This is a genomic window from Litorivita pollutaquae, assembly GCF_003205515.1.
Classification (GTDB): Bacteria; Pseudomonadota; Alphaproteobacteria; order Rhodobacterales; family Rhodobacteraceae; genus Litorivita; species Litorivita pollutaquae.
Map to the genome: position 1 here is coordinate 660,108 of NZ_KZ826481.1, position 23,817 is coordinate 683,924.

The 23,817-nt window shown below is 60.4% G+C and carries 20 protein-coding genes and 1 tRNA gene; 8 read left to right on the forward strand and 13 right to left on the reverse strand.

Going from position 1 to position 23,817, the window contains the following annotated elements:
- Nucleotides 1-95: 95 nt before the first annotated feature.
- Nucleotides 96-548, reverse strand: coding sequence for an Lrp/AsnC family transcriptional regulator (locus DI396_RS03200; RefSeq protein ID WP_110794655.1), 453 nt, complete (start codon nucleotides 546-548; stop codon nucleotides 96-98).
- A gap of 72 nt (nucleotides 549-620) precedes the next feature.
- Between DI396_RS03200 and DI396_RS03205 the strand changes: the two genes are divergently transcribed.
- On the forward strand, nucleotides 621-1,223 hold the full coding sequence (locus tag DI396_RS03205) for a LysE family translocator (protein ID WP_110794656.1): 603 nt from the start codon (nucleotides 621-623) through the stop codon (nucleotides 1,221-1,223).
- Nucleotides 1,224-1,302: 79 nt separating this feature from the next.
- Here the strand turns inward: DI396_RS03205 and DI396_RS03210 are convergent, their stop codons facing one another.
- Nucleotides 1,303-2,133 (reverse strand): AraC family transcriptional regulator, encoded by an 831-nt coding sequence (locus DI396_RS03210; protein ID WP_110794657.1) that lies wholly within the window; start codon nucleotides 2,131-2,133, stop codon nucleotides 1,303-1,305.
- 222 nt (nucleotides 2,134-2,355) lie between these two features.
- On the opposite strand from DI396_RS03210, the gene DI396_RS03215 reads away from it, so the two are divergent.
- Nucleotides 2,356-3,318 (forward strand): acetyl-CoA carboxylase carboxyltransferase subunit alpha, encoded by a 963-nt coding sequence (locus tag DI396_RS03215; RefSeq protein WP_110794879.1) that lies wholly within the window; start codon nucleotides 2,356-2,358, stop codon nucleotides 3,316-3,318.
- A 123-nt stretch (nucleotides 3,319-3,441) separates the two neighbouring features.
- Here the strand turns inward: DI396_RS03215 and DI396_RS03220 are convergent, their stop codons facing one another.
- Together DI396_RS03220 and DI396_RS03225 are read right to left on the reverse strand one after the other, a co-directional pair.
- Nucleotides 3,442-4,089 (reverse strand): GntR family transcriptional regulator, encoded by a 648-nt coding sequence (locus DI396_RS03220; protein ID WP_110794880.1) that lies wholly within the window; start codon nucleotides 4,087-4,089, stop codon nucleotides 3,442-3,444.
- Between the two features lie 103 nt (nucleotides 4,090-4,192).
- Nucleotides 4,193-4,888, reverse strand: coding sequence for a M48 family metallopeptidase (locus DI396_RS03225; protein ID WP_110794658.1), 696 nt, complete (start codon nucleotides 4,886-4,888; stop codon nucleotides 4,193-4,195).
- A gap of 112 nt (nucleotides 4,889-5,000) precedes the next feature.
- On the opposite strand from DI396_RS03225, the gene DI396_RS03230 reads away from it, so the two are divergent.
- Both DI396_RS03230 and DI396_RS03235 read left to right on the forward strand, forming a co-directional pair.
- Entirely contained in the window at nucleotides 5,001-5,330 is a 330-nt protein-coding gene (locus DI396_RS03230) for a TIGR02300 family protein (RefSeq protein ID WP_110794659.1), read from the forward strand.
- Nucleotides 5,331-5,440: 110 nt separating this feature from the next.
- A tRNA-Ala gene (locus tag DI396_RS03235) sits at nucleotides 5,441-5,516 on the forward strand.
- 354 nt (nucleotides 5,517-5,870) lie between these two features.
- On the opposite strand, the gene DI396_RS03240 is transcribed toward DI396_RS03235, so the two are convergent.
- From DI396_RS03240 to DI396_RS03260, 5 genes are all read right to left on the reverse strand, one after another.
- Entirely contained in the window at nucleotides 5,871-6,569 is a 699-nt protein-coding gene (locus DI396_RS03240) for a fumarylacetoacetate hydrolase family protein (protein WP_110794660.1), read from the reverse strand.
- A 62-nt stretch (nucleotides 6,570-6,631) separates the two neighbouring features.
- Nucleotides 6,632-9,988, reverse strand: coding sequence for a translocation/assembly module TamB domain-containing protein (locus DI396_RS03245; RefSeq protein ID WP_110794661.1), 3,357 nt, complete (start codon nucleotides 9,986-9,988; stop codon nucleotides 6,632-6,634).
- A complete protein-coding gene (locus tag DI396_RS03250) occupies nucleotides 9,988-11,805 on the reverse strand; it encodes an autotransporter assembly complex protein TamA (RefSeq protein WP_110794662.1) in 1,818 nt (605 codons plus the stop codon). The genes DI396_RS03245 and DI396_RS03250 overlap by 1 nt, the downstream gene beginning before the upstream one ends.
- A gap of 199 nt (nucleotides 11,806-12,004) precedes the next feature.
- Complete coding sequence (gene purU, locus DI396_RS03255) at nucleotides 12,005-12,889, reverse strand: formyltetrahydrofolate deformylase (protein WP_110794663.1); 885 nt, start codon at nucleotides 12,887-12,889, stop codon at nucleotides 12,005-12,007.
- A gap of 285 nt (nucleotides 12,890-13,174) precedes the next feature.
- Nucleotides 13,175-14,404: an ROK family transcriptional regulator gene (locus DI396_RS03260; protein ID WP_110794664.1), complete on the reverse strand. Its 1,230-nt coding sequence runs from the start codon at nucleotides 14,402-14,404 to the stop codon at nucleotides 13,175-13,177.
- Nucleotides 14,405-14,713: 309 nt separating this feature from the next.
- On the opposite strand from DI396_RS03260, the gene DI396_RS03270 reads away from it, so the two are divergent.
- The 3 genes from DI396_RS03270 to DI396_RS03280 all read left to right on the forward strand — a co-directional run bounded on the left by DI396_RS03270 (nucleotide 14,714) and on the right by DI396_RS03280 (nucleotide 18,014).
- On the forward strand, nucleotides 14,714-15,340 hold the full coding sequence (locus DI396_RS03270; RefSeq protein WP_235851718.1) for a nucleoside/nucleotide kinase family protein: 627 nt from the start codon (nucleotides 14,714-14,716) through the stop codon (nucleotides 15,338-15,340).
- Nucleotides 15,341-15,406: 66 nt separating this feature from the next.
- Nucleotides 15,407-16,345, forward strand: coding sequence for a carbohydrate kinase family protein (locus DI396_RS03275; protein WP_110794667.1), 939 nt, complete (start codon nucleotides 15,407-15,409; stop codon nucleotides 16,343-16,345).
- A gap of 418 nt (nucleotides 16,346-16,763) precedes the next feature.
- Nucleotides 16,764-18,014, forward strand: coding sequence for an Hsp70 family protein (locus DI396_RS03280; protein ID WP_110794668.1), 1,251 nt, complete (start codon nucleotides 16,764-16,766; stop codon nucleotides 18,012-18,014).
- A 59-nt stretch (nucleotides 18,015-18,073) separates the two neighbouring features.
- Here the strand turns inward: DI396_RS03280 and DI396_RS03285 are convergent, their stop codons facing one another.
- Complete coding sequence (locus tag DI396_RS03285) at nucleotides 18,074-20,119, reverse strand: TonB-dependent receptor (RefSeq protein WP_162617133.1); 2,046 nt, start codon at nucleotides 20,117-20,119, stop codon at nucleotides 18,074-18,076.
- Nucleotides 20,120-20,352: 233 nt separating this feature from the next.
- Between DI396_RS03285 and DI396_RS03290 the strand changes: the two genes are divergently transcribed.
- Nucleotides 20,353-21,051, forward strand: a complete 699-nt coding sequence (locus DI396_RS03290) for a Crp/Fnr family transcriptional regulator (protein ID WP_110794670.1) — start codon at nucleotides 20,353-20,355, stop codon at nucleotides 21,049-21,051.
- Nucleotides 21,052-21,056: 5 nt separating this feature from the next.
- Here DI396_RS03290 and DI396_RS03295 read toward each other — a convergent pair whose 3' ends face one another.
- The 3 genes from DI396_RS03295 to DI396_RS03305 are packed head-to-tail and all read right to left on the reverse strand — an operon-like array spanning nucleotide 21,057 to nucleotide 23,814.
- Nucleotides 21,057-21,302 (reverse strand): cytochrome C oxidase subunit IV family protein, encoded by a 246-nt coding sequence (locus DI396_RS03295; protein ID WP_110794671.1) that lies wholly within the window; start codon nucleotides 21,300-21,302, stop codon nucleotides 21,057-21,059.
- A complete protein-coding gene (locus DI396_RS03300; protein WP_110794672.1) occupies nucleotides 21,299-21,847 on the reverse strand; it encodes a cytochrome c oxidase subunit 3 in 549 nt (182 codons plus the stop codon). The genes DI396_RS03295 and DI396_RS03300 overlap by 4 nt, the downstream gene beginning before the upstream one ends.
- Before the next feature lie 2 nt (nucleotides 21,848-21,849).
- Nucleotides 21,850-23,814: a nitric oxide reductase activation protein NorD gene (locus DI396_RS03305; RefSeq protein ID WP_110794673.1), complete on the reverse strand. Its 1,965-nt coding sequence runs from the start codon at nucleotides 23,812-23,814 to the stop codon at nucleotides 21,850-21,852.
- Nucleotides 23,815-23,817: the final 3 nt, after the last annotated feature.

Consider the following 23,817-nt stretch of genomic DNA (forward strand, 5'->3'; position numbering starts at 1 on the left):
CGCAATCGGGCATATGCACCTGCCATGCGCGACCTCTTGCCGATTTTCAGGCCGATCTTTGGGGCGATCTTTGGATCGGTAGGGCGCAACTTTGCCTAGGCGCGCTCGTCTTTCGGCGACCCCATGACCACATAGGAGGTGATTGATTGCACCTGTGGCAGGGTGCCCAAAACATCGGTGTGAAACCGTTTATAGGCCGCCAAATCCGCCGCCTCGATGCGCAGCAGATATTCCCATGCGCCCGTGATATTGTGACATTCGCGCACCTCGACCGCGCGCGCGACCCCCTGCTCAAACGCCAATTGCGAGGCTTTGGTATGCGCGTTCAGCCCCACCGTGACATAGGCCGTGAACCCCACCCCCATCGCCTTAGGGGCCAGCACCGCGCGGTAGCCTTTGATCACGCCGATGCGTTCCAATTCCTGCACCCGGCGCAGACAGGCCGAGGGCGACAAACCCACCCGCTCGGCCAGCTCCAGATTGCTGATCCGGCCTTCACCGCCAAGCGTGCGCAATATATTTCGGTCAATTTGGTCTATTTTGCTCATATATTGCAAATATACCCATGAATACGGTTACATCACAATCAAATTGCGTCGATCCTTGGATAAGGTTGCGCAATGACATTTCAAGTTCTCTATGCCCTCGCGGGCTTTGCCTTTGTTTCCTCGATCACACCGGGGCCGAATAACTTGATGCTTATGGCATCGGGGGCGAATTTTGGTTTCACCCGCAGCCTGCGGCATATGTTCGGCATCAGCATCGGCTTCACGGTGATGGTGGCTTTGGTCGGCATCGGGTTGATGCAAGCCTTTGATCTTTGGCCGGCAAGCTATCAGATATTGAAAGTGTTTTCCGTGGGGTATCTGGTTTGGCTGGCGACGAAGATCTCCCGCGCCGCTGCGCCGGACACCGCCAGCCAAAGCGGCAAACCCTTCGGGTTTTTCCAAGCCGCAGCATTTCAATGGGTCAATCCCAAAGCATGGTCGATGGCGCTTTCGGCGATCACGCTTTATGCGCCGGAGCGCGATATATGGACGATTTTGATGGTGGCCGTGATCTTTGGCCTCGTCAATCTGCCCTCGGTCAGCGTCTGGACCATGATGGGCTTGCAGGTGCGGCGATTGCTCCAAAATCCGGCGCGGCTGCGCGCGTTCAATTACACGATGGCGATCCTGCTGCTGGCCACATTATACCCCGTGCTTTATCCGGCGACAGGATGAGACGCAGCCACTCCCGCCAAACCCGTGGTGCGGCGACATTGCCCTGCGCCGCCGCCCACATGTCACCCGCGCCGCGCCATCAGCCCAAGGGCAAATAGATATCTGTCGACAGATCATCCGGTGCCGTATCCGCCGGCGAATTGTGATAAACCTCGAAACACGGCTCCTCGCGTAGGGTCGCGCCAATTGCCTCAAGCCATGCTCCGAAGAGATAATCATAGGCCGCCTGAAGGCCCACATAGGGGCCTTTGAAGTGCAGCACGGCATATGCGCCGCCCGCCAGCTCCATCGGCTCCAGCGGCGCGGTGATGGCGAACCCCTCGGGCACCTCGGCTCCGGCAAAGCTGCGCAAGTCCTCGACCGGCGTGTTGCGGGTGTCATGTAGAAAAATCCCCACCATTGCCGCAGTCGGCGCGCCGCGCGCCGCCATGGTCATAGCCATGGTTTCAAACGCAGCAGAGATTTTCATATAGTCGCCTTTATGGGGCACCACGGCCAAATGGCGCGGGGCGGCGTGTTCTGTGGTCACATCATACATTTTGTTCGATCCTGTTTTCCCGATCACATAGGGAGTTAAGGCGCGCCCTGCTTGGCGGTAGGCGGCGGGCGTGCTGCCCGTGACCGCTTTGAACGCGCGCGAAAAGCTGGCCTTGCTGGGATAGCCATGCAAGGCGGCGATCTCCTCAAGGCTGGCGGGGCTTTGCACCAAAGCAATCGACGCACGGTAAATCCGGATACGCCGCACAGTTTGCGCAAGGGATTCGCCCGTGACCGCCGTATAAACGCGGTGCCAATGAAACCGGCTCATCGCCGCAACATCCGCCAACCGGTCCAAGGATAAATCCCCATCCAGATGATCATGAATATAGGCGATCACCCGCAGGACACGTTTCTCATAGGACTGGCGCATGATGCCTCACTTGCTGCTTGATACAAAACCTAGATGTCACAAGAGGGGATCGCAAATCTTGCTGACCTGCATGAATCGACCGGCCCGACGATCGGCCCCGACAAACGCAATGCAATCGGGCCATCTGCCTGCGCGGCCGGCTTGCGCATCCCTGCGCCTTTGGAGAGTTGCAAATCCCCCCTGCAAGCACCTATATCAGAGGAAACAGGCGGAGCGCGTGACATGACCAATTATCTCGATTTCGAAAAACCATTGGCCGAAATTGAAGGCAAAGCCGAAGAATTGCGTGCTTTGGCCCGTGCCAATGATGAGATGGACATCGAGGCCGAGGCCGCCGCGCTGGACAAAAAAGCCGCCGATATGTTGGTCGATCTTTATAAATCCCTGACCCCGTGGCGCAAATGCCAAGTGGCGCGCCACCCTGCTCGCCCCCATTGCAAGGATTACATCGAAGCCCTTTTCACCGAATACACGCCCTTGGCGGGCGACCGGAATTTTGCCGATGATCATGCGGTGATGGGCGGATTGGCGCGGCTGGGCGACCGGCCGGTGATGGTGATCGGCCATGAAAAAGGCCATGATACCAAATCGCGGATCGAGCGTAATTTCGGCATGGCCCGCCCCGAGGGATACCGCAAGGCCGTGCGCTTGATGGAACTGGCGCATAAATTCGGCCTGCCGGTGGTGACCTTGGTCGACACGGCCGGCGCCTATCCGGGCAAAGGTGCCGAAGAACGCGGGCAATCCGAAGCCATCGCGCGCGCCACGGAAAAATGTCTGCAGATCGGTGTGCCGCTGGTGTCAGTGATCATTGGCGAAGGCGGTTCCGGCGGAGCCGTGGCCTTTGCCACCGCCAACCGCGTGGCGATGCTGGAACACTCGATTTATTCTGTGATCTCGCCGGAAGGCTGTGCTTCGATCCTGTGGAAAGATGGTGGCAAAATGCGCGAAGCTGCCGAGGCGCTACGCCTGACCGCGCAAGACCTGCAAAAACTCGGCGTCGCAGACCGTGTCATCACCGAACCCTTGGGCGGCGCACATCGCGACCGCGAGGCCGCAATGGCTTCTGTCGCAACAACCATCGAATCCCTCTTGTCCGAACTGGACGGCAAATCGCCGCAAAAGCTGATCGAAGACCGCCGCCGCAAATTCCTCGACATCGGTGCCAAAGGCCTCGCCGCCTAAAAACCGCCGCCGCTTTCTGCTTTCTCTAAATATCCCCGCCGGAGGCCTGAACCCCTCTGGCACTACGCTGGGGCCATAGATGCCTCCGGCGGGGATATTTGCAGGAAAATAGAAAGCAGCGCTTCAAGCCACCAGCATTTTCAACCCCTGGGTCACGTCTGAGCGCACAGCAAGGCGCAATCCTGGCTCATCGCCGGCTTTGAGCGCAGCAAGGATGAGGCGGTGGAAATGCGGAGGCTCTTTGCGTTGCAGCCGCCCGTAAAGCGCCCGCATCGTCGGGCCGAGTTGCAGCCAGACCGTTTCAGCCATGGCCAGCATAGCTGGCGCTTGGGCGCGCAAATATAGCGTACGGTGAAAGTCGAGGTTGCTGCGGATATATCCGACAGCGTCCTGACGATCGATGGCTTCAGGAATACCGGCATTGATCGCCTGTAGCCGCTCGATCAAGGCCATATGCGCCCGCGGCATGGCCCGCGAAGCCAGTTCAACCTCGATCAAAGAGCGCAGGGCCGACAGCTCTTCAATACGGTCATTGCTGAGTTCCGGCGTGGCGACGCGGCCCGACGACGATAATGACAGCGCACCCTCGGCCACCAGCCGCCGGATGGCTTCGCGGGCGGGGGTCATCGAGACGCCAAAATCCGCGCCGATGCCGCGCAATGTCATGGCTTGGCCCGGAGCAATTTCTCCGTGCATGATGCGGGTGCGCAACCCGCGATACACACGGTCATGGGCAGAAGGGGACGGATCGGGCCGCGAATGAATAAGCATGAGCATGTTGTGATCACAAAGTGCCGCGCCGTCAAGTTGCACAACCAACAAAGCGTGCCTGCGCTGCGAATTTCACATCACGGCCGGGGTCCGGGCGGCATATCTAGGCTTTGAACCGATACCGGTGCAGATCGCCGCCCTCTTCGCGCAACCAACGGCGCGGGGCGCGGGTGTCCCCATAGAGCTGTTCCACCGTCTCCCAGAAGGCCTGTGAGTGGTTCATTTCCGCCAGATGCGCGACCTCATGGGCGGCGACATAATCCATCACCGCGCGGGGTGCCATCACCAATCGCCATGAATACATCAAGCCGCCTGCCGAAGAACACGACCCCCAACGCGAGCGGGTATCCCGCAGGGTAAGGCTGCTGTAGGAACGCCCCAAGGCTGCGGCATACCGATCCGAAGCGGCGGCCAATTCGGCCCGCGCTCGTTCCTTAATATACCCGCCAAGGCGCGCAGGCACGCGGTCCGGCGCGCCCGGCACGAGAAGCTGTTGTCCCTCGACGCGCGGGCTGCGACCAGTGGCGGCGGGCGCAACGCGGTGAAGCCGGCCAAGCAGCGGAATATCGGCGCCATGAGTGGCCAGAACCTCGGCCTTGCGGTCTGCCAGCTGCGCGCGCAGCCAATCGGCTTTCTCACGGGCGAAATCAAGCCCCTCGCGGTCGCGCACGCCTTTCGGCAAGGTCAGCGTCACGCGCCCATCAAGCCGCGACACCCGCAAGGAAATCCGCCGCGCCCGCGCCGAACGACGCAGGGAAATCTCCACCCTTGGGTTGCCCTCGAGAATATGCTGCGCCATATCGCCTCCTGATTGCGCCAAAAGGACGGGAAAGCCTTTGACACCTGCCCTCTCTTATGGCAGTTGGCGCAGACCGTCGACAAGACTCATGTATTTTTGAAAGGGATGACCGATGCCCAACGAAGAATGGGGCACGAAACGCGTTTGCCCGACCACCGGTAAACGGTTTTATGACCTGAACAAGAACCCGATCGTAAGCCCCTATACGGGCGAGGTCGTCGAGATTGATCTCGGCAAGAGCCGGATGATCGCCGCAGACGCCGAAGATGCCTCATCCAAAAAGGCCAAAGAGGCCGAAACCGAAGAGGATGCCGTTGTTCTGGATGACGACGAAGATGTTGATCTGGACCTTGGTGATGACGTTCTCGAAGATGACGACGACGATGATGATGTCTCGCTCGACGAGATCGCCGATGTCGCGGCAGATGACGACGACAGCTAAGCTGTAAAATAATATGCGGCAGGCGGAATTTTCCACTTGATCCTGTCTGCTGCATTGCCTACTTAGCCGCTCACGAGATCCATTCTCGCATGGCGGCAACGCTTGGATTTGGGGCCTTAGCTCAGTTGGTAGAGCGCTTGCATGGCATGCAAGAGGTCAGGGGTTCGACTCCCCTAGGCTCCACCAAATCCACCCTTCATGCCCAATAGCCCACTGCACGCGTGATATTTTGGCGTGCAATTATGATCATTCGGATTGATGCAAACGGCCGCCCGGCGGGACGCAACGGCCATGCCTCTGTCAGAATGACTGCCGATCGTCCGCGTTGGGCCACAGCCGCCAACAGTGCGCCATGCGCATCGGCTCATGACCTGTCGCTCACGGCACCATTTGCCCAATGAGCGCAGGTTAGAACGATATCCAGCACCCATGCCCCAAAACCGCCCCGAGACCAAAACAGCGGCGCGCAGCACCCCGACTTTATAGGCGGGTGAGGCGTTTGAAGATGTTTAAACGCGTGCCCGCAACCTGCGCGGCGCGTTACTCCGCCTGCGTCACCCTCAACGAAACAGGAGACAGCCCGTCGATGCCGCCGGTGATCACATCGCCGGCCACCACGGGACCGACCCCTTCCGGCGTGCCGGTCATGATCACATCGCCGGCGTCCAAATGGTAAAACCCCGAGAGATAGGCCATCACATCGGGCACCGCGTGGATCATCAGATCCAGTGTCGATGATTGTTTGCGCTGGCCATTCACGTCGAGAAAAATCCGTTGATCGCCTATCGCACCAAAATCCGCTGCCTTGGTCAGCGGGGCAAACACCGCAGAGTTTTCAACGTCCTTTCCAAAGGTCCAAGGGCGCTTGATCTCGCGCGATTTGATTTGTAGATCGCGCCGCGTCATATCCAAACCGCAACCGTAGCCATAGATGGCCTGCGCAGCTTGCGCCGGCGTTGCGCGAAACAGCGGCGCGCCAATCGCAACGGTCAATTCCATCTCGTATTGAAAATCCTCGGTGCCGGGCGGATAGGGGATCGTGCTGCCGCTGGCACAGGTCATATGCGCCGATTTGGTGAAGAAAAACGGCGCGTCGCGGTCGGCCTCATACCCCATCTCGGCCGCGTGTTTGGCATAATTGCGCCCCACGCAAAAAATCCGTCGCACCGCATATCGGGCGGTTTCCCCGATCACGGGAATCGCAGGTTGGGTGGCGACAGGAAAAATGAAATCGCTCATGATGTGCTCCGGTGGGTTTGGCGCACATAAGGAAAGGCGGCGCGCCTGACAACTTCAGAAAATCAGTAATCTTTTTCGAAGTAAATCCCGATGCCGGTGTTGCCGTCAGACGAAAGCCCGCCTTTGACGGTCAGGTTGGAGCTGACATCGAGGTTGAGGTTGATTTCGCTGGTGCCTGACGACCCGACCGTCACGTCAGTATAGATATTGTCTGAAATATAGCGCCCCGCGCGCAGACTGGCTTCGCCGTCATCCGATGTGGTCACATCCAGATCATCCAATCCGAAATTGTCGCGCAATGTGCCGATCACCCCTGCACCGCCCTGACCGGCCAAGGTGGCCACCGCTGCAGCCAGTTGCGCGGCTTGCAGCGCAGATATTTCGCTGATTGCGCGCCCAAACAGCAGCCGCGCCAAAACCTCGTCTTGCGGCAACTCGGGGCTGGAGAGAAAAGAAATCTCCGGATGCGCGGCATCCCCCTCGATGATGATACTGATTGCCGTGTCGCTGGCTTCGGTGCTGGCGCTCAGACGGATATAGGGGGTGAAATCCCCAATAAGCTGCGCATAGCCTTCGTCCAATGTGAACCGTTTGCCCAAGATATCAAGACGCCCACGCACCAGATCAAACCGCCCCGAGGGCTCGATCGCATCCGTGGTGCCACGCAAACGCAAAGAGCCGCCCAATTCCGCATCAATGCCACGCCCGCGCACGAACACCCGCCGCAGCGCCGCAATCCGCACGTCCAGAGCATAGGGCCTGCTGCCCGCGCCGCTGCCATCCGAGGCGCCACTGCTCGGTTCGGCAATCAATCCGGCACGGCTGCGCGAGGCGCGCGCGTCCGCAGGTTCACCCACATGAATCACATCGGGCAAATCACCGGTGCTGCCGAACCCGCTATCAGGAACCCGCAGATTGGTTTCGCCCATCTCCAATGCCCCCGTGATCGACGCACCGCCTGTCAGTGGTCCTGTCATCTTGATGGTCCCGCCCACCGAGGTGGTATAAAGTTGCGGGTCTTCGAGCCCGATGCTCTCAAGCGTGGCCGTCAGATCGGCACGAAACGGCGGGTTCAAATCCACCGGCCCAGACAGGCGCATTCGCCCGCCCGAACCGACCGCGCTGCTCATATCGATGCGTGCCTGACCGCCGTCCAAGGTCGCGGTGATATCCATCTGCGTCAGCGAATTGCGCAACGTAGGCGCCGACAAAGTGGCGTCGCGCGTGGTCACGCGCCCCGACAGACTCGACAGCGTGAACGGGCCATTCAACGACAGATCGAACGCGCCGGTGCCATTGATCGATCGCGGCCGCAAAAACGGGTTGGCCAAAGCCAAAGGCCCGCCGCCAGTGACATCTATGTTGGCGGTATCAAAACTTGCACCGACTGCGCCGCGCGCCGAAGCGCGTGTGCCGGAGGGCCCGTCGGCCTCAACTGACACCTGCCATGCGCCCGTGCCTGTGCGGCCCAGATCGCCGGTGACAGTCAAAGGCCCGCTTAACCCGTCAACGTAGGCGCTGACATCGGTGAGACGCGCAACGCCGGTGAGCGCGGTTTGCGTACTGTTCATGTCGCCATTGGCCGTGATCGACACGGCGGAGGTTTTCGCGTCGAGTTGGCTTAAATGCAGGCCCGTGGTGTCGCGTTTGGCCGCCACAGCAACGGTGCCGCGTCCCCGCAGCAGCTGATCGGCGGCGTCTTGCCCGATGGCGAGGTTGTCGGTCTGCCCCTGTGCGGTCAAATCAAAGGCGCCGGACAGGGGTTCGATTGTGCCCTTGATCGCCATTTGCGCCGCACCGCGCAGCTTTTGCCCCGCCATCCCCGCAAATCGCGACAGGTCATCGGCGCGTAGGGTCGTGTCCAGATTGACGTCGATTGCGCTCATATCTCCGATCACGCTGACGTCACCGCTCAGCCCGTAATTCGCACCGCTCAGGGTCAGATCCTCGATCCGCAGCGGTTCGCGTTTGACAAAGGTGATGCGCGCGCCGCCCATAATCTCTTCGCCCAAGGCGCTGGCCAAGGCTGCATCGCGCGGGGCGAGCCCCTCCGCCGCATAATTGAGCACCGCAAAGGCGCTGCCAAGATTGCCCGGTTTGCGTTCGCGAATATACCCCGACGCCGACAATGCCATCCGCCGCGCTGCAAGCGTCGGTTGGTCCAATCCGTCGACCACAAGGCTGCCTTGCCATTCCTCGCCCGTGGCACGGTCGAATTGCAAGGCAAGCTGCGCCGCATCAACCCGGGTTTCGCCCCCGCTGACCGGCAAGAGCACCGGCATGCCGCCGGCATCCTTTATCTCTGCAGTGAGCGCGAATTGTTCCGGCCAGCGATCCGCATCCAAAGCCCCGCTGCCGGAGAGGGTCATCGCCTGTGAAATCAACGTCAGCTGATCCAGCCTCAGCCCACCATCAGCGCGCTCCCCACCTGTCAGGGTCAAGGCAATATTATCGCCAAAAAACGGTCGGTATTCGGGCATGAACAGCGTCGCGATATCCCCGCCAAGCTGTGCCTCGAGGCGGCGCAGCGGCACCGGGCTCGCCCCCTGGCGGTCTGCCTCGGTGCTGCCATTTGCCGCCTCGGCGGGCACGGTCGATAGCACAACTTGCCCCGCAAGACGGGGCGTGCCATCGCTGGACAATTCGATCTGCGTGGTGAAATCATCGAGCGGGCCTTCGCCCGCCACGGCCAATTTCAATTCCGGCGCTCCGGGCAACCCCGCAAGAGTGGCGGCCAATCCGCCCGCCTCTTCCTCGGCCAGAAGGTCCAGCCCAAGGCGCTTGGTCTCATTGTCGTAACTGGCTTCAAGCCGGAATTGCCCCGCAGGACCATCGTCCAACCGTTTGAGTGCCAGATTGATGTCGCCCGCGCCGCCGGCCAGCGCTGTGCTGCCCTTGAGCGAGAAGCTAACCGGTTGGCCAAGCAGCGGCGCCCCCAAGGCAATCCGTTTGGCTTCAATCTCGTCGATTTTCACCGAAACCGGCAAATCGGGCAAGGAAAACGGCGCGGCCTCCGGTGCCGGGGATGCGGGCGACGCGGTCTCCGGCGCACGGGCGACCTCGATCAATTCGGCCTTGAGCGCCGCAATTTCCACCTGTCCGCGCAAAATCGCGGAGCGGTTCCAATCCAGCGTGACGGACTTGAGCGTGAGCCAGACGCCGCTGTCATCAGCGATGGTCAACGTGTCCAATGAGGCGCGGGCACTGAGCGAGCCTTGAAATCCGGTGATGCGGACTTGGCGGCCGGCGCCGGAAAGGTTGTCCTCAAGAAAAGCGGTCAGAAATCCGCGATCCTCTTCGGGCGTATTGTCCGCGCTCAAGGTCGGGGCCGTTTGCGCCCATACCGGCGCAGGCGCCTGAGCCAAAGGCAGCGCCAGAATTGCGGCCAGCGCCGCCGCGGGTATGTCGATCCGGCGCATCAAAAGGCTTGCCCGATACCGATGTACAGATGCATGCCGTCGCCGCCGCCCGAAGTTGGTGCCGCCACGTCCAAACGGATCGGCCCGATGCCGGTGTCATAGCGCAAACCAATGCCTGCCCCGGAATGCCATGTGCCCGAACCGTCAAAAAACGCCTCTTCGCCAACATAACCCGCATCGGCAAATCCCACGACGCTCAGCTTTTTTCCGGTGGCGACGCGCAATTCGCCCGAAAGGCCGACAAAGCTGCGGCCACCACGGCGACGCCCGTCGGGCAAATCAATGCCCAGCGCTTCGTAATCCTGACCACGCACGGTGCCGCCCCCCCCGGAATAAAACAGATAATCCGGCGGTGCCGATCCCACGTCCGGCCCGAACAGCGAACCAAATTGCAACCGGGCGGCAGCGACGGTTTTCCCCTCGGCGCCCAAGGGTTTGTAGTAGCGACCGTCTAGGGCAATGCGCCCGCCAGAGCGAACGCTGCCTTGCGCATAAAACGGGCGCAGGTTGGCCTCGACAAAAGAGCCCTCACGGGTGTTGAGCACATTATCACGCCTGTCCCATGTCAGCTTCAACGGCAAGCTAAGCAAATCATATTCGCGCTGCCCGAGGCTGTCCTCGATGCGCGACCGGCGCCATTCGAACGCCAATTCGCCGGTCAGATCTTCATTGAGGATCCGGCGCATCCCGATCGAAAGGCTCAATTGATCAGAGATGTAATCCGGTTCGTCCAGATGTTCGGCCAAAACCCCGAGCACGAGCGCCGTATCCGTGCCAAACGAGGCGGGACGTTCAAAATCAGCCGAGAGGCTGTAATCCACGCCGCCGGTCTCGCCTGTGACGCCGCTGACCTCAGCTTCGAGGCGCAGACGCTCGGCACCGCCCAACAAATTGCGGTGCATCCAATATCCCGAAACCGCCGCGCCCTCTTGGGTGGAATATTCAGCGCCGATCCCAAAGCGACGGGGTTTGGCATCGACCACCCGCGCATTCAGATCAAGCGTGTTGCCAGGGCCGATCTCTTCGGCCTCGTTGATCGCCACCGAACGGAAGGCACCGGTGCGGCGCAGACGGGTGGCAATGGTCTCCAAAACCTCCGGATCAAAGGTTTCGCCCCCCGGCAGGCCAGCGATCTTTTGCAACCGCTCTTCGCGCACCGCGCTGTCCCCGACAAAGATCAGTTTGTTAAAGCTGAGCTTTGGCCCGGTGCGCAGCTTGACCGCCACATCCAGTTCGCTGGCACGGTGATCGGCTGTGATGCGTTGCTCGGCAAGCGCGGTTTTTGCATAGCCTTCGGCGCGCCATGCCCCGACGCCAGCGCTCACCGCATCTTTGACCACGGTGCTCCGGGCTGCCCGTCCGGTGGCAAAACGCGATGGCAATTCCGCCCCCTGCGGAAGCGGCGCGACCTCGGCCTTGCCGAAATTGAACTGCGGTCCGGTGTCCACCGAAATCACAACCCGTTTGATATCGCCCAATTGCGCCAAAGGCGGCACCGACGCCGCCTCGCGTCCGTCGATATAGACATGGACAATGCCGCCATAAAATCCTTGGGCATAGAGCACGCCGGTCATGCGGGCATAATCGGCCTGTGCGGCGGCAAGCACGTCTTGCGCGGTCGTGCGCCCGTCCACCTTGGCCGCCTGACTCAAGGAGGCAGCCCGCAGATCCTCGGCGAGATCCTCGGACGCGCCGGAGAATTTGAACTCCACCGCCTCCAAAGCGCGCGCAGGCCCTGCGTCCAATGACGTCAGGCCAAGCACCAAAGACAGGCCAAGGCCGAATGTCAGTCTGTGGGAGGGAAGGCGTTTTGCCATGTGTATATGTGCTCTGCTCGCTCTTGGTGCTCTATCGCGCATCGTCCTGCATGTGCGGCGGTGCTTTACTTAGAGATAGGGCGCATCATGGGCTTCGGCCAGCAAAAACCTGCGCGGCGAACCGAAAGTCGCGCGGGTTTTCGCCGAAGACCGCGATGGCGGCACAAGGGAGGCAAACTGTCGCGCGGCCTGCGCGTGGCTACCCCATACGTTCGGAGGCATAGCTGCCGGGGCTGGCGGGGAAAACCACGGTTTTATTGCCGTTGATAAACACCCGGCGATGGATATGGGCATGCACGGCGCGGGCCAGAACCTGACTTTCCACATCCCGCCCGAGCGAGACAAAATCACCGGCGCTTTGTCCATGGGTAACCCGGACCGTTTCTTGTTCGATGATCGGACCTTCATCCAGATCTGCGGTGACGTAGTGCGACGTCGCCCCGATCAACTTCACCCCGCGTTCATAGGCCTGTTTATAGGGGTTCGCGCCCTTGAACGACGGCAAAAATGAATGGTGGATATTGATGATCCGGCCCGACATTTTTTCGCACATCTCATTTGACAGCACCTGCATATAGCGTGCCAGCACGATCAAATCGGCACCCGCGTCCTCGACGATCTCCATCTGGCGCGCCTCGGCTTGGGGTTTGTTGTCCGGCGTCACCTTAACGTGGTGAAAGGGAATGTCGTGATTGACCACAACCTTCTGGTATTCGGTATGGTTCGAAATCACCCCCACAATATCGATCGGCAGCGCGCCAATGCGCCAGCGATACAACAGATCGTTGAGGCAATGCCCAAAGCGCGAGACCATGATGATGACTTTCATCTTCACCGCCTCGTCGTGGAATTCATAATCCATGTCGAACGCCGTGCCGATCTTTGCAAATCCGGTGGACAGATCCTCAAGGCTTGCCCCGGTTTCCGACCGGAAGGACACGCGCATGAAAAAATGCCCGGTTTCCAAATCATCGTATTGTGCAGAATCGGTGATATTACATCCCAGATCAGTCAAATAGGCGGAGATCGCCGCGACGATTCCGCGTGCGGAGGGGCATTTTACCGTGAGCGCATAGCCTTGCATCGGGGTGTCCTTTTCCCGTTGTCGTATCCTGTTGCTGCTCATTACCAGCCCTTTGCCCCCGAGGCCAAGGTCGATACGGCCATTGTGGACGATTTGCCGACATCTCACCGCAATCGGCCGGACACCGGCAGCCTTGGGTGCGCTCAAACGGCCCGCCGCCCGATCTGCCGCTGTTGCCATTGGCGGCACGCGGCCCCAGCGCCGTGTTTCGCGATCCCGCACGGGGGGGGCTTATCCCGACACGCCGCCCCCACGCGGCATGCCATCACATGAGTAAACGGCGCTCTAAAACGCAGAATTGCGGGCGTTGCTGTCGAGAAAAAAGCGGTTGAGCAACGGGATCGTCGTCGCCCCGATGGCGCGGGCATTGCCGCCCACTGCGCCCTCTTCGATACGCGGCCGGTGCATGCCGCGCATATCCAGATCCTCCAAATACCGCCGGGTGCGTGCGACCAAAGATGTGCGCACCTGCGCAGGAAACCCGCCGTCGATCAAGATCGCTTCGAAATCAATCACCGCGCAGGTCGAAAGCGCGGCGCGCGCCAATTCTTGTGCCGTGCGGCCAATCCAGGGCTCGACGTAGCGCACGTAGGGTTCCCAATCTTGCGGCATCTGCCAAAGTGACACAGGATCGAGATTGGCCTCGACGAGACGGGCTTCAAGCAGGTGAATCGATGCCGTATCAATCAACTGCAAACTCTCCCCCTGCGGCCCCGACGTGCGCAACGACCCCAAGGCGCCGGCGTTGCCATGGGCGCCCTCATAGACCGAGTTATTGAGGACGATGCCACCGCCGACAAAGACGCCAACAAAGAAATAGGCATAATCGGAGAATTCCTTGCCGCGCCCGTACATATGTTCGGCGCGGCAAGCAGCGGTTGCGTCGTTTCCGACAATCACCGGCAGATCAGAAAACCGTGCCACGACAGCGGGCACATCCACCCCTTTCCACGACAAGAAATCCTCGCCCTGCGTCTCTTCGCCCTGTGCGCTGCCCGCCTGTGCGCTGCCCGCGACATCCCACCTCCAAAGTTCAAAAGGCATCGCCACGCCCAGCCCGCAAATACGCGACCGCAGTTCCGGCGCCAATCCCGCCGTCATGTCGGCCATCGCAGTTTCGAGAAAGCCAAAAACCTGCTCTGGCAGAGGATAGGGGTAGGTCATGCTGCGCCTGTCGCGGATGCTGCCGGTGAAATCGGCGAGCACGACATCACAGCTGCGCCGCCCAATCTTGAGACCAAAGGAAAACACGCCGTCAGGATCGAGCATCATCGGAATCGAAGGTTTGCCAACCTTGCCGCGTTGCGGCGCGCCGCGCTTGAGCAATCCATCGGTTTCCATCTCGCGCAAGATAATCGAAACCGTCTGCGGTGACAGGCCGGATTGCCGCGCCAGTTCGCTGCCGGCGCAGGCCCCACCCCGTTGCAACAACGTCAATAACAGCCGCTCATTGTAGTCGCGCACACCGCTTTGATTCACGCCGCCACTCAGGCCGCGAGTTGGTCCCTCACTCATTCCACCCTCTCATTCATCCAATTCCCACAGCTTACGCCAGCCTCGTTCCCGCGAAAAGATGAACCACGTCAATTAATAAATCAACTTGATTTATTAATTGACGGATGAAAAACATCCTGCCATGCATGACGCCATATATGCACCGCGATTCGCGTGCGGATCATCCGCAACAATTCCTCGCCGCGCCCCGTACCGGAGTAACGATTATGGATAAACGTTTCGATCATATGCTCGCCGCCCCCAACAGGCGGCGCAGTCCTTGGCCCGGCCAGACGCTGCAACACACTCAAACATCGGAGGTGGCTCATCATGAAAATGGGCGGTGATTTCCACATTGATGTGCTTGCTTCAAAAATTATGAATAGCCCCAAAGCAGGCCCCCGCCGGCTCGTCGCCCTTGCTGGCCCCCCTGCCAGTGGAAAATCCACGCTGGCCAAAGCGCTTTGCGAGAACTTGAATGCTTCGGATCACCGCACCCAAGTGGTGTCAATGGACGGGTTTCACCTCGATAACTCGGTGTTGGAACGGCATGGTCTTTTGCCACGCAAAGGTGCGCCCGAAACATTTGACCTTGATTGGTTCACCGAGTTGGTCAGCGGTCTTGCTGCGGGAAAAACCCTGTATTATCCCATGTTTGACCGCGATCGCGACATTTCAATCGCCTCGGCGGGATTGATTGACGAGCGGACCGAAACCATCCTCATCGAAGGCAATTACCTTGCCTATGACGTGGCGGGATGGCGCGATTTGCTGCCCCATTGGGACCTGTCGATGTTTCTCGACGTGCCCGAGCCGCAGTTGCGCAACCGGCTTTTGGCGCGGTGGAAATCCTATGGATTGGACGACGCCGAAGCCGAGGCACGGGCCGAGATGAGCGATTTCCCCAATGCCGCCCGCGTGCGCAAGCACCGCCTGCCAACCACGATGATGATCTAATATCTGGCGCACTCTCTTCGCGGCACGGCATTTTCCTGTCCGCCTATTCACGAATGGACCCTTCCGATGATCCTCTGCTGCGGGGAAGCCCTCATTGATATGATCCCGACGCCAAGCGCGGCGGACACCACCGTCATGGGCTATGTGCCCCATGCGGGCGGTGCGATTTTCAATACCGCGATTGCTTTGGGCCGCTTGGGATGCGCAACCTCGATGATCACAGGCCTGTCCAGCGATATGTTCGGCGCGCAGCTTTTGCAGGCGTTAGAGACCTCGCAAGTGGCGACCAATCTTGCGGTGATCAGCGCGCGCCCCACGACATTGGCCTTTGTCACCTTAAGCGACGGTCAGGCGCGTTACACATTTTACGACGAAAACACCGCAGGACGTGAGGTCAAACCGGCGCAGATGCCTGCCCTGCCCGACGCCGCTCGCGTGGTCTATTTCGGCGGCATCAGCCTATGCAACCTGCCCGCCGCAGAGGCCTATGTGGGCTTCGCAGAAAGCGCACAAGCAGCAGGCCGCGTCGTCATGCTCGACCCGAACATTCGCGGCAGTTTTATCCGTGATCCACAGGCCTATCGCGCGCGGCTGAAACGGGCGATTGCAACCTCGGACATCATCAAAGTATCGGATGAGGATCTGGCGTGGATCTATCCCGATGCCCCAAGCATCGAATCCGCGCTTGATCGTCTGCTGGAAACCGGGCCGGTGGTGACCGTTCTGACCAAAGGCAGCGCCGGAGCGCTGGCCCGTTGGCGCGATGGCCGCAACATCGACGTGGCCGCACCGAGCGCCACGGTGGTTGATACCGTCGGCGCCGGAGATACGTTCAACGCCGGACTTCTCGCCGCTCTCAATCGGCACGGGGGCCTCAGCCGGGCGGAGCTTGAAACGATGGAAACCGCAGCCTTCGCCGCCGCGCTCGGCTTTGGCACCAAGATCGCGGCCGTCACCGTGTCCCGCGCCGGCGCCAATCCGCCCTGGCAGCATGAACTGACCTGAGACCTATTCGGCAGGGCCGAGGGCAAAGGCGGGCTTGGCAAGAGCCCGGCCTTCGGCGCCGCTGCTTTTGCGTCGCATGACCCCCACCGGATGCCTTGGAAATCCGCTCTGATCCGAAAATGCGCCGGCGACGCCCTTGCGCGGCGCAGGGCCTCACCGTTGTGAATGTGGAACTTTAATTCAGCGCCGCAGGCACCATGCCATGCCGCCGAAAATGCGTGCGCGTCCGAGCGTCAGGTTATGTCCACCCGCACCGCGAAAGCAGCTGCCTGCCCCTACCAAGGCACACCCGTGCCGGGCAACCGGCCCGATGCCGTAAGGCTTTCACACACCCGACCGCGCCCCGAATACCGCTTGACCGCTGCGCGGCGCCTGCCTAAAGACGCGGTTTTCGTAAACCTGTCAGGAGGCACCAAAGATGGCGGCGCAGGGGCCCGTATTGGGCATTGATTTTGGCACCTCCAACTCGGCGGCGGGATATTTACACGACGGCAAAGCGCATCTGATCGAAATGTCTCCCGGTCAAACCACTCTGCCGACGACGTTTTTCTTTGACTATGAAACGCGCAAAACCCTGATCGGCGCGCCCGCCAATCAGGCATTGCTTGATGGCGAGGACGGGCGGTTCATGCGGGCGCTCAAACGGGTTTTGGGCACGACATTGATGCATGAGAAACGCCAAATTCTCAACGAGCGCGTGACCTTTGTCGAGATCATCGCGCGGTTCTTACGCCACATAAAAACCCGCGCCGAGGCCGAAACCGCGATGACCTTTGATCGCGTCCTGTCGGGCCGCCCCGTGGTGTTCCACGGCACCGGCGATCCGCGCGAGACGCAGGCCGAAGAGGACCTGCGCGCCTGCTACCTTGCCGCCGGATTCAAGACGGTCGATTTTCTACCCGAACCCGAAGCCGCCGCAATTGCCAGCGGGGCGCTCGATCATACCGGCGAGATCGGTTTGATCGTCGACATCGGCGGCGGTACCTCGGATTTTTCGGTGTTTCGCAGCGGGGTGGAGGGGATCGACATTTTGGCCAACCACGGCGTGCGGATCGGCGGAACAGATTTCGACCGCGCGATCAACATCGACCGCGTGATGCCATTATTGGGCAAGGGCACGCAGTTGCGCAAAGTCATCGGCGGCGGCGAAACTCCGGTGCCAAACGCGATCTTCAACGACCTCGCGACATGGGAGAAAATTCCCTTTCTCTATACCGCGCAAAATCGGCGCATGGCCGACGATATGGCGCGATTGGCCTATGAGCCGGAGAAACTGAACCGGTTGGTGTCGGTCTTGACCGACGAGCTGGGGCATGAATTGGCCTTTGCGGTCGAGCGTGGGAAAATCGCCGCAAACAGCGGCGCGGCAGAGGCGGCCATTGCCTTGGGCCCGCTCGAACGCGGGCTCAACGCCGCGCTTTCCGCACAGATCTTGGCCCAAATTCTTGCCCCATACGCCCAAGCGCTACAGGCAGGCGCCCAAGACACATTGCGCGCGGCGCAGATCACAGCCGCGCAAGTGGACCGCGTGGTATATGTCGGCGGGTCGAGCCTGATGATGATGGTCTCGGAGGCCATGAAGGCCGAATTTCCACAGGCGCAGCACACATTTTCCGAAGTTTTCACAGCCGTCACCGATGGGTTGGTGATCGCGTCGGGACGAACATAAGCCCCGCCCTGGCAGCGCGCCCACACGATGGCCATGTCAGCCACTGCCTTTGACCAAAATCACCATTTATATGTTGCGACCAAATTCAAACTGCGCCCTGCGCCGGGGTTTTGATCATAGCCCTCATAGGCAATATCGAAAATATTGCCGACCTCGGCCGAAAGCCGCAGACCATTGGACAATTCGGCGGTCATGGCCGCATTAAACGTGGCATAGCCGTGCCCTCGGCTGGCCACCTCCATCACGCCACTGTCGTCGCGCAGCCCCGCAGCGCTTTCGCCGCGCACAAACAGATCCCAATCGCCAAACACCGTGCCGCGCTGCCAATCGCCGCGCAGCCCGATGCGCCCTGCGGCTGCGGGGGTGCCGCTGTCGTATGTGGAATAACCATTTGCATAGGTCATCTCGCGGCGCATCAAGGTCACAGTCGCATAGGGACGAAAGGCCAACTCGGCGGGTTGGTATTCGGCCTGAAGCTCGACGCCGAAACTGCGCGCACTGTCGACGTTTTGCCATGTGCCTGTGGTGCCCGTGGCGATTTTCGCAATGTAATCTTTGCTTTCGGTGTAAAATACCGTCGCATCGAGCAACAGATCCCCACGATCAAAACGCGCGCCCAATTCGAATGTATTGGCCTTTTCGGGGCGCAGATCGGGATTGCCCTCATAGGTGACCTGCCCGCCCTTGGTGGTCAAGAACATCTGGCTGAGCGTTGGGTAACTATAGCCAGAGCTTATGTTCGCACGCAGTGTCAGATCCTCGCCGCGTCGCCATACCAAACCCGCCGCACCAAGCACGCCCTGGTCGGAATTGGCGCTGAGGGCATTGGCCACGCCATCGGTGGTCGAAGCATGCAGTTTGGCCGTCACATCATACCACCGCAGACCCATGGTCGCGGTCACGTCGGGTGTCAGATCAACCTCGTGCTGCCCGTAAATCGCCAATGTCTGGATCGAAGCGCGATCATGGCTCGTGGTTTGTGTGATGGTCGGAAATGGCAAGAACGGATTGGTGACTGTGCGCGTCGAGGTTTTATCCGTCACCAGGGCATCATCGCTATAGTCCACACCGACCAAGCTGCGGCTGCGTGGACCAAATGACAATTCGGCTTGGGCGGAAAAACCGCGCGTGCTCTGCGCATCCTCGGAAGTGGCATGGCTATCGATTTGCATCGGTCCGGCGGCGACGCTGATATTGCTGTCGAACACGCGGTCGATACTTTGATCGAAAACGCTGAAGCTGAACTTATTGACCACCGGCGACAAATCCACCCCTTCGTAAGACAGGGCAAATTTACGCAGATCACGTTTCGGCAAGGCGATGGTGAAATCATCAATCTCGGTAAAACTATTGGCCGAGAGATCAAAGGCCATCGCATCCAATGCAAAATAGTGATTGTTTTGCCGATACCCCAAGTGCAGCGTCAGGCTTTTGTCTTCGCTGTCCGACGGGTCGAGCACGCCCGTCGACGTATGACGGTTACCCTGTTCAGAGCGGCCCAAACCGATCCGGTAATCCAACGCGCCCTGCCCCGCCGCTACGGTGCCCGCCATGGCATGGGAGACACGATACCCGCGCGTGGCAGAAAAATATCCCACCGTTGTGGTCATCTCGAACGGCACCTGTGCGCCCTTTTTGAGGATGATATTGATCACGCCGCCCACCGCCGACGAGCCGGCCACAACAGAGGTCGGGCCGCGCACAACTTCGATACGCTCGATACTGGCCGGATCAATCAGGATCGGTTGGCCATAATTGGAATGATCGGTCAACATTTGCCCGTTGATCAATACGGCCGTGCGCGATGCGGTCTGGCTGCGGATCGAAATCCGCTCGATCCCGTCTTCGGAAATCTGCACCCCCGGCACGTCGCGCAACAGGCGCGCCACAGAGGTCGGCACGGCGCGTTCGATCTGATCTTCGCCCAGAACCGTGATCGAGCTTGCATTGTCCATCACCCCCACCGCAAGACCGGAGCCGGTGACGGTGATCGCATCCATCTCAAAGATTTCCTCGGCACGCCCTGCCACTGGCGCGCTCAAAACAAGGGTGGAGGCCAGTCCCATCAAGACCGCCTGCTGGCTCAATTGCTGCACAAAGATCATCTCATCCGTCCTATTGCTGAAGACCTGTCCGGCCCTGTCAACAACCTGCGCCCGATGGCCCAAGGCGGTATTGATAAATATCAATAGATTGGACCGTCACCTCATAATAATTGCAGCGCAGATGTGCATATTGTCACCGCGCCTCATGACCTATAGTTTCGCGGCAGGATTCAGACCCCTCCCCTGCGCCCGACATCGGGGCGCCCCCTGCATTCCCATTGCGAAGGCCCATCATGCGCGAAGAAATCAATCAGATCGCCCGCCGTTCTCTATTGCTGGCCAATGCGCCGCCGACTTTGGCCGATGCACTGCTGGAACGCGCGCAGGTGTCGCGCCACAAACGCGGCGAGACGATTTTTCTGCAAGACGATCCGGCAGAGGCGATTTACATCGTGGCGGACGGGTGGATCAAATTGTACCGCATCGCGGCCAACGGCGCCGAAGCGGTCGTCGGCGCCTTCACCCGCGGGCACAGTTTTGGCGAAGCTGTGGCTCTGCGTTCGGATGTCTATCCGGTTTCTGCCGAAGCGGTGACCGATTGCGAATTGATCCGTATCGATGCCGCCACCTTCTTGCAGCACCTGCAAAGCAATCCGGAAATTGCCGTCTCGATGTTGACCGCCACCTATGCGCATTTGCACAGTCTCGTGGCGCAGGTGGAGCAACTTAAATCCCGCACGGGCCCGCAACGCGTGGCTGAATTCCTGTTGGATCTCGCCAATTGCGAAACCGGCCCCTGTGAGGTCACGTTGCCCTATGATAAAGTATTGATCGCGGGCCGTTTGGGGATGAAACCCGAAAGCCTGTCACGGGCATTTTCCAAGTTGAAAGATCAGGGCGTAACAATCCGCCAGAACGCGGCGGATATCCGCGATCTAGAAGACCTGCGCGCCTTTGCAGAGGATGATCCCGCGAGCGCTTGGAGCAAATAGCCGACTCAGCCAGCCGCAAGCAACGCACAGAGCACCAATGCCCAGATCACAAAGCCCAACATGATGCCCGCCCGCACCCGCGGCGCTCGGTACAGGTCAAGATAATCGGATAGGATCACACGGGCTTTGAGTAATGCCAGCCCGATCAGCGCCGCGCCGAGCCATATGGCCGAGGGCACCCCCATCGCCAAAAACACGCTGGCGGCCGATGCCGCAACCAAAATCATCCAGGCGCGCAAAATCCGGATCATGCCGACACCAGATAGATCACCGGAAACAGCAGCACCCAGACCAGATCAACCATGTGCCAAAAGGCAACGCCCGCGTCGACTTCGGCGGGGCGGCGGCGTGCAGCAACCACGGCCAAAATCACCATCCCCGCGACCACATGCGCGGCGTGAAACCCGGTGAGCAGGTAGTAAAATGTAAAAAACGGATGGGTTTCGGTGCTGATCTGCGCGGCGGCCAAATCGCGCCATTCGTAAAATTTGACCATCAAAAACCCCGCGCCGACCAGCGCCGCACCGAGCAAATACCGGCGTTGCATGCGCAGCGCCCCGACCGCAGCCAATGCCCCGGAGCTCACCAAAATCATCGTGCCCAATCCGGCGCGCAGCGGGTGCAGATACGCCGCTGCATCGGCAAAACCCGCCCGATCGGAAATCCGCACGGCAGAAAACCCCCAAAGCCCGGCGCAAAACACCAACAACTCGGAAACGATCAACACCCAGATCATTAAATCGTGGGGCAATTGCACGTCAGCACCGACGGCCGGAGCGGTTCGATCCTGCGGCATGGTTACGCCCCGGTGATCTGCGCGTAGATGCGCGGCAAGGCCTGCGCCAAACGTTCGGGATCTGAGACCAGGGCGAAACCGCCCTGCCCGAAAATCCGCCCGAACCACGATTTGCCGTCGCGGTCCACGGTGACGCCGAACACCGCATGACCGGCGCGGCGCGCTTCGATCACGGCGCGGCGCGAATCCTCGATGCCATGGCGCCCCTCATAATGGTCCAGATCATTGGGTTTGCCGTCAGTAATCACCAATAAAAGCCGACGTTTATGCCCCTGCTCGCTGAGACCCGCGCTGGCATGACGGATCGCCGCGCCAAGGCGGGTGTAAAACCCGGGCTTGAGTGCCGCGATCCGCGCTTCAACGCTGTGGTTCATCGGCTCATCAAACCGCTTCACATCGGCCATGAACACCCGGTCCCGTTTGAGCGACGAAAACCCGTGGATCGCCACGTCATCACCGCAACTATCCAGCCCCCACGCCAAGGCGGTCAGCGCCTCGCGTTCGATTTCGATCACTTGACGCGACGGACCTTGCGCACGGTTGACCGTGCCTTCGGTCGAGCGCGATATATCGAGCAAAATCGACACGGCCAAATCACGCCGCAGCGGCCGGTTTTGCCGCCACACCCGCCCGTCGTTTTCGCCGGTGGCAAGAAAATCACCGCGCGCGCGCACCACCCGTTCACAATCCAATTCGTCACCATCCAAATGGCCGGTGGTCGAAACCAACGCCGGGCGCAGCGCCTCGAATTGTCGTTTCACATCACGTATGCGGGCTTCGGCGCGGGCATCAAAAGGCGATTTCACTTGTCCGTCCCCATCGGGCCTATAAGTCAGAACCGAACAATGATCGGGCAAGTACATCCCGCGCCGCACGTCCCATTCGGGATAAGTGCACCGCGCCGAAATCCGTTCGATATCGGCATCTTCAGGCGCCAGATCGAGGTGCAACCTGAGCCGCGTCGCAGGTGATTTCGAGATCTGCCCAAGGCCGATTTCCTCACTGTCATCGGCGGCTTTCTTGGCGCTGTCCTCCTCATCATCCTCGACACGGCGGTTGAGGTTCACAAATTGCGCGTAACTCAAGATCGCCTCGAATTTATGCAAGATGAAGCTGTCAGAGCGTTCGATCTCGTCAGATTTATAGCGCCGCGCACGCCGGGCGGCGGCGGTATCATCATCGCCTTCGCTGGCCTCCGGTGCCTCATCGGCCTCGCGGGTCTCGACCCCGCCACCCGCAGAAAGATCAATGCCGCGCGGCATCACCCAAAGTGGCACGGGACGGAACGGGCGATACCGGCGCGGGGATCGCCACGCCGACAGATCGCCGGCCTCCACGGCCGCCAGCATCCGCGCGGCTTTGGCCGGCAGGGGCGCGGGATCGCCCAATACATGCCGGATCAGAGTTTCGACCATCCGTTCGGCTTCGGGAAGATGGGCGCGCGGACGCAATTCCAGATGCGCAGCGCACAGCTCCGCATAAAGCGCCCGCAATCCGGGCGCATCGGCGCATAACCGCGCCGCACAGCTGCGCGCGGCGTGCAGATGCAGCAGATCGGCGCGCAGCAAATCCGTCTCCCTTGGCAGCTCTTGCGTATAGGCGCCCATCGCGGCCAGCCACAGATAGAGCGCGCCATTGGCCTCGGCGGCGGGAAACACTGCAAGGCTGGCCGGCAATCGCAGCGCCGCGCCGTCGAAACTGGCGCGCGGGGCGGTGTCGGCAAAGCTGCCCAACCGGCGCAGAGCCGACAGGCGGTGGTGACTCATTTCATCCGCCGCCGGTTTGATCTCGACCGAGGCGCCGCCGCCGATCCCGCGATAAAAAACGGCCAGCCGCCCGCCGATCTGGGACAGATCGACACGGGCTCCCTCATACGCCTCGGGCGCATCAAAACGGCTGGCCCATTTGTGCCATATCTTCCCGATGGTTTCTTCGGGCTCCCATGGCTCAAATTCGATCTTGCCCATCAC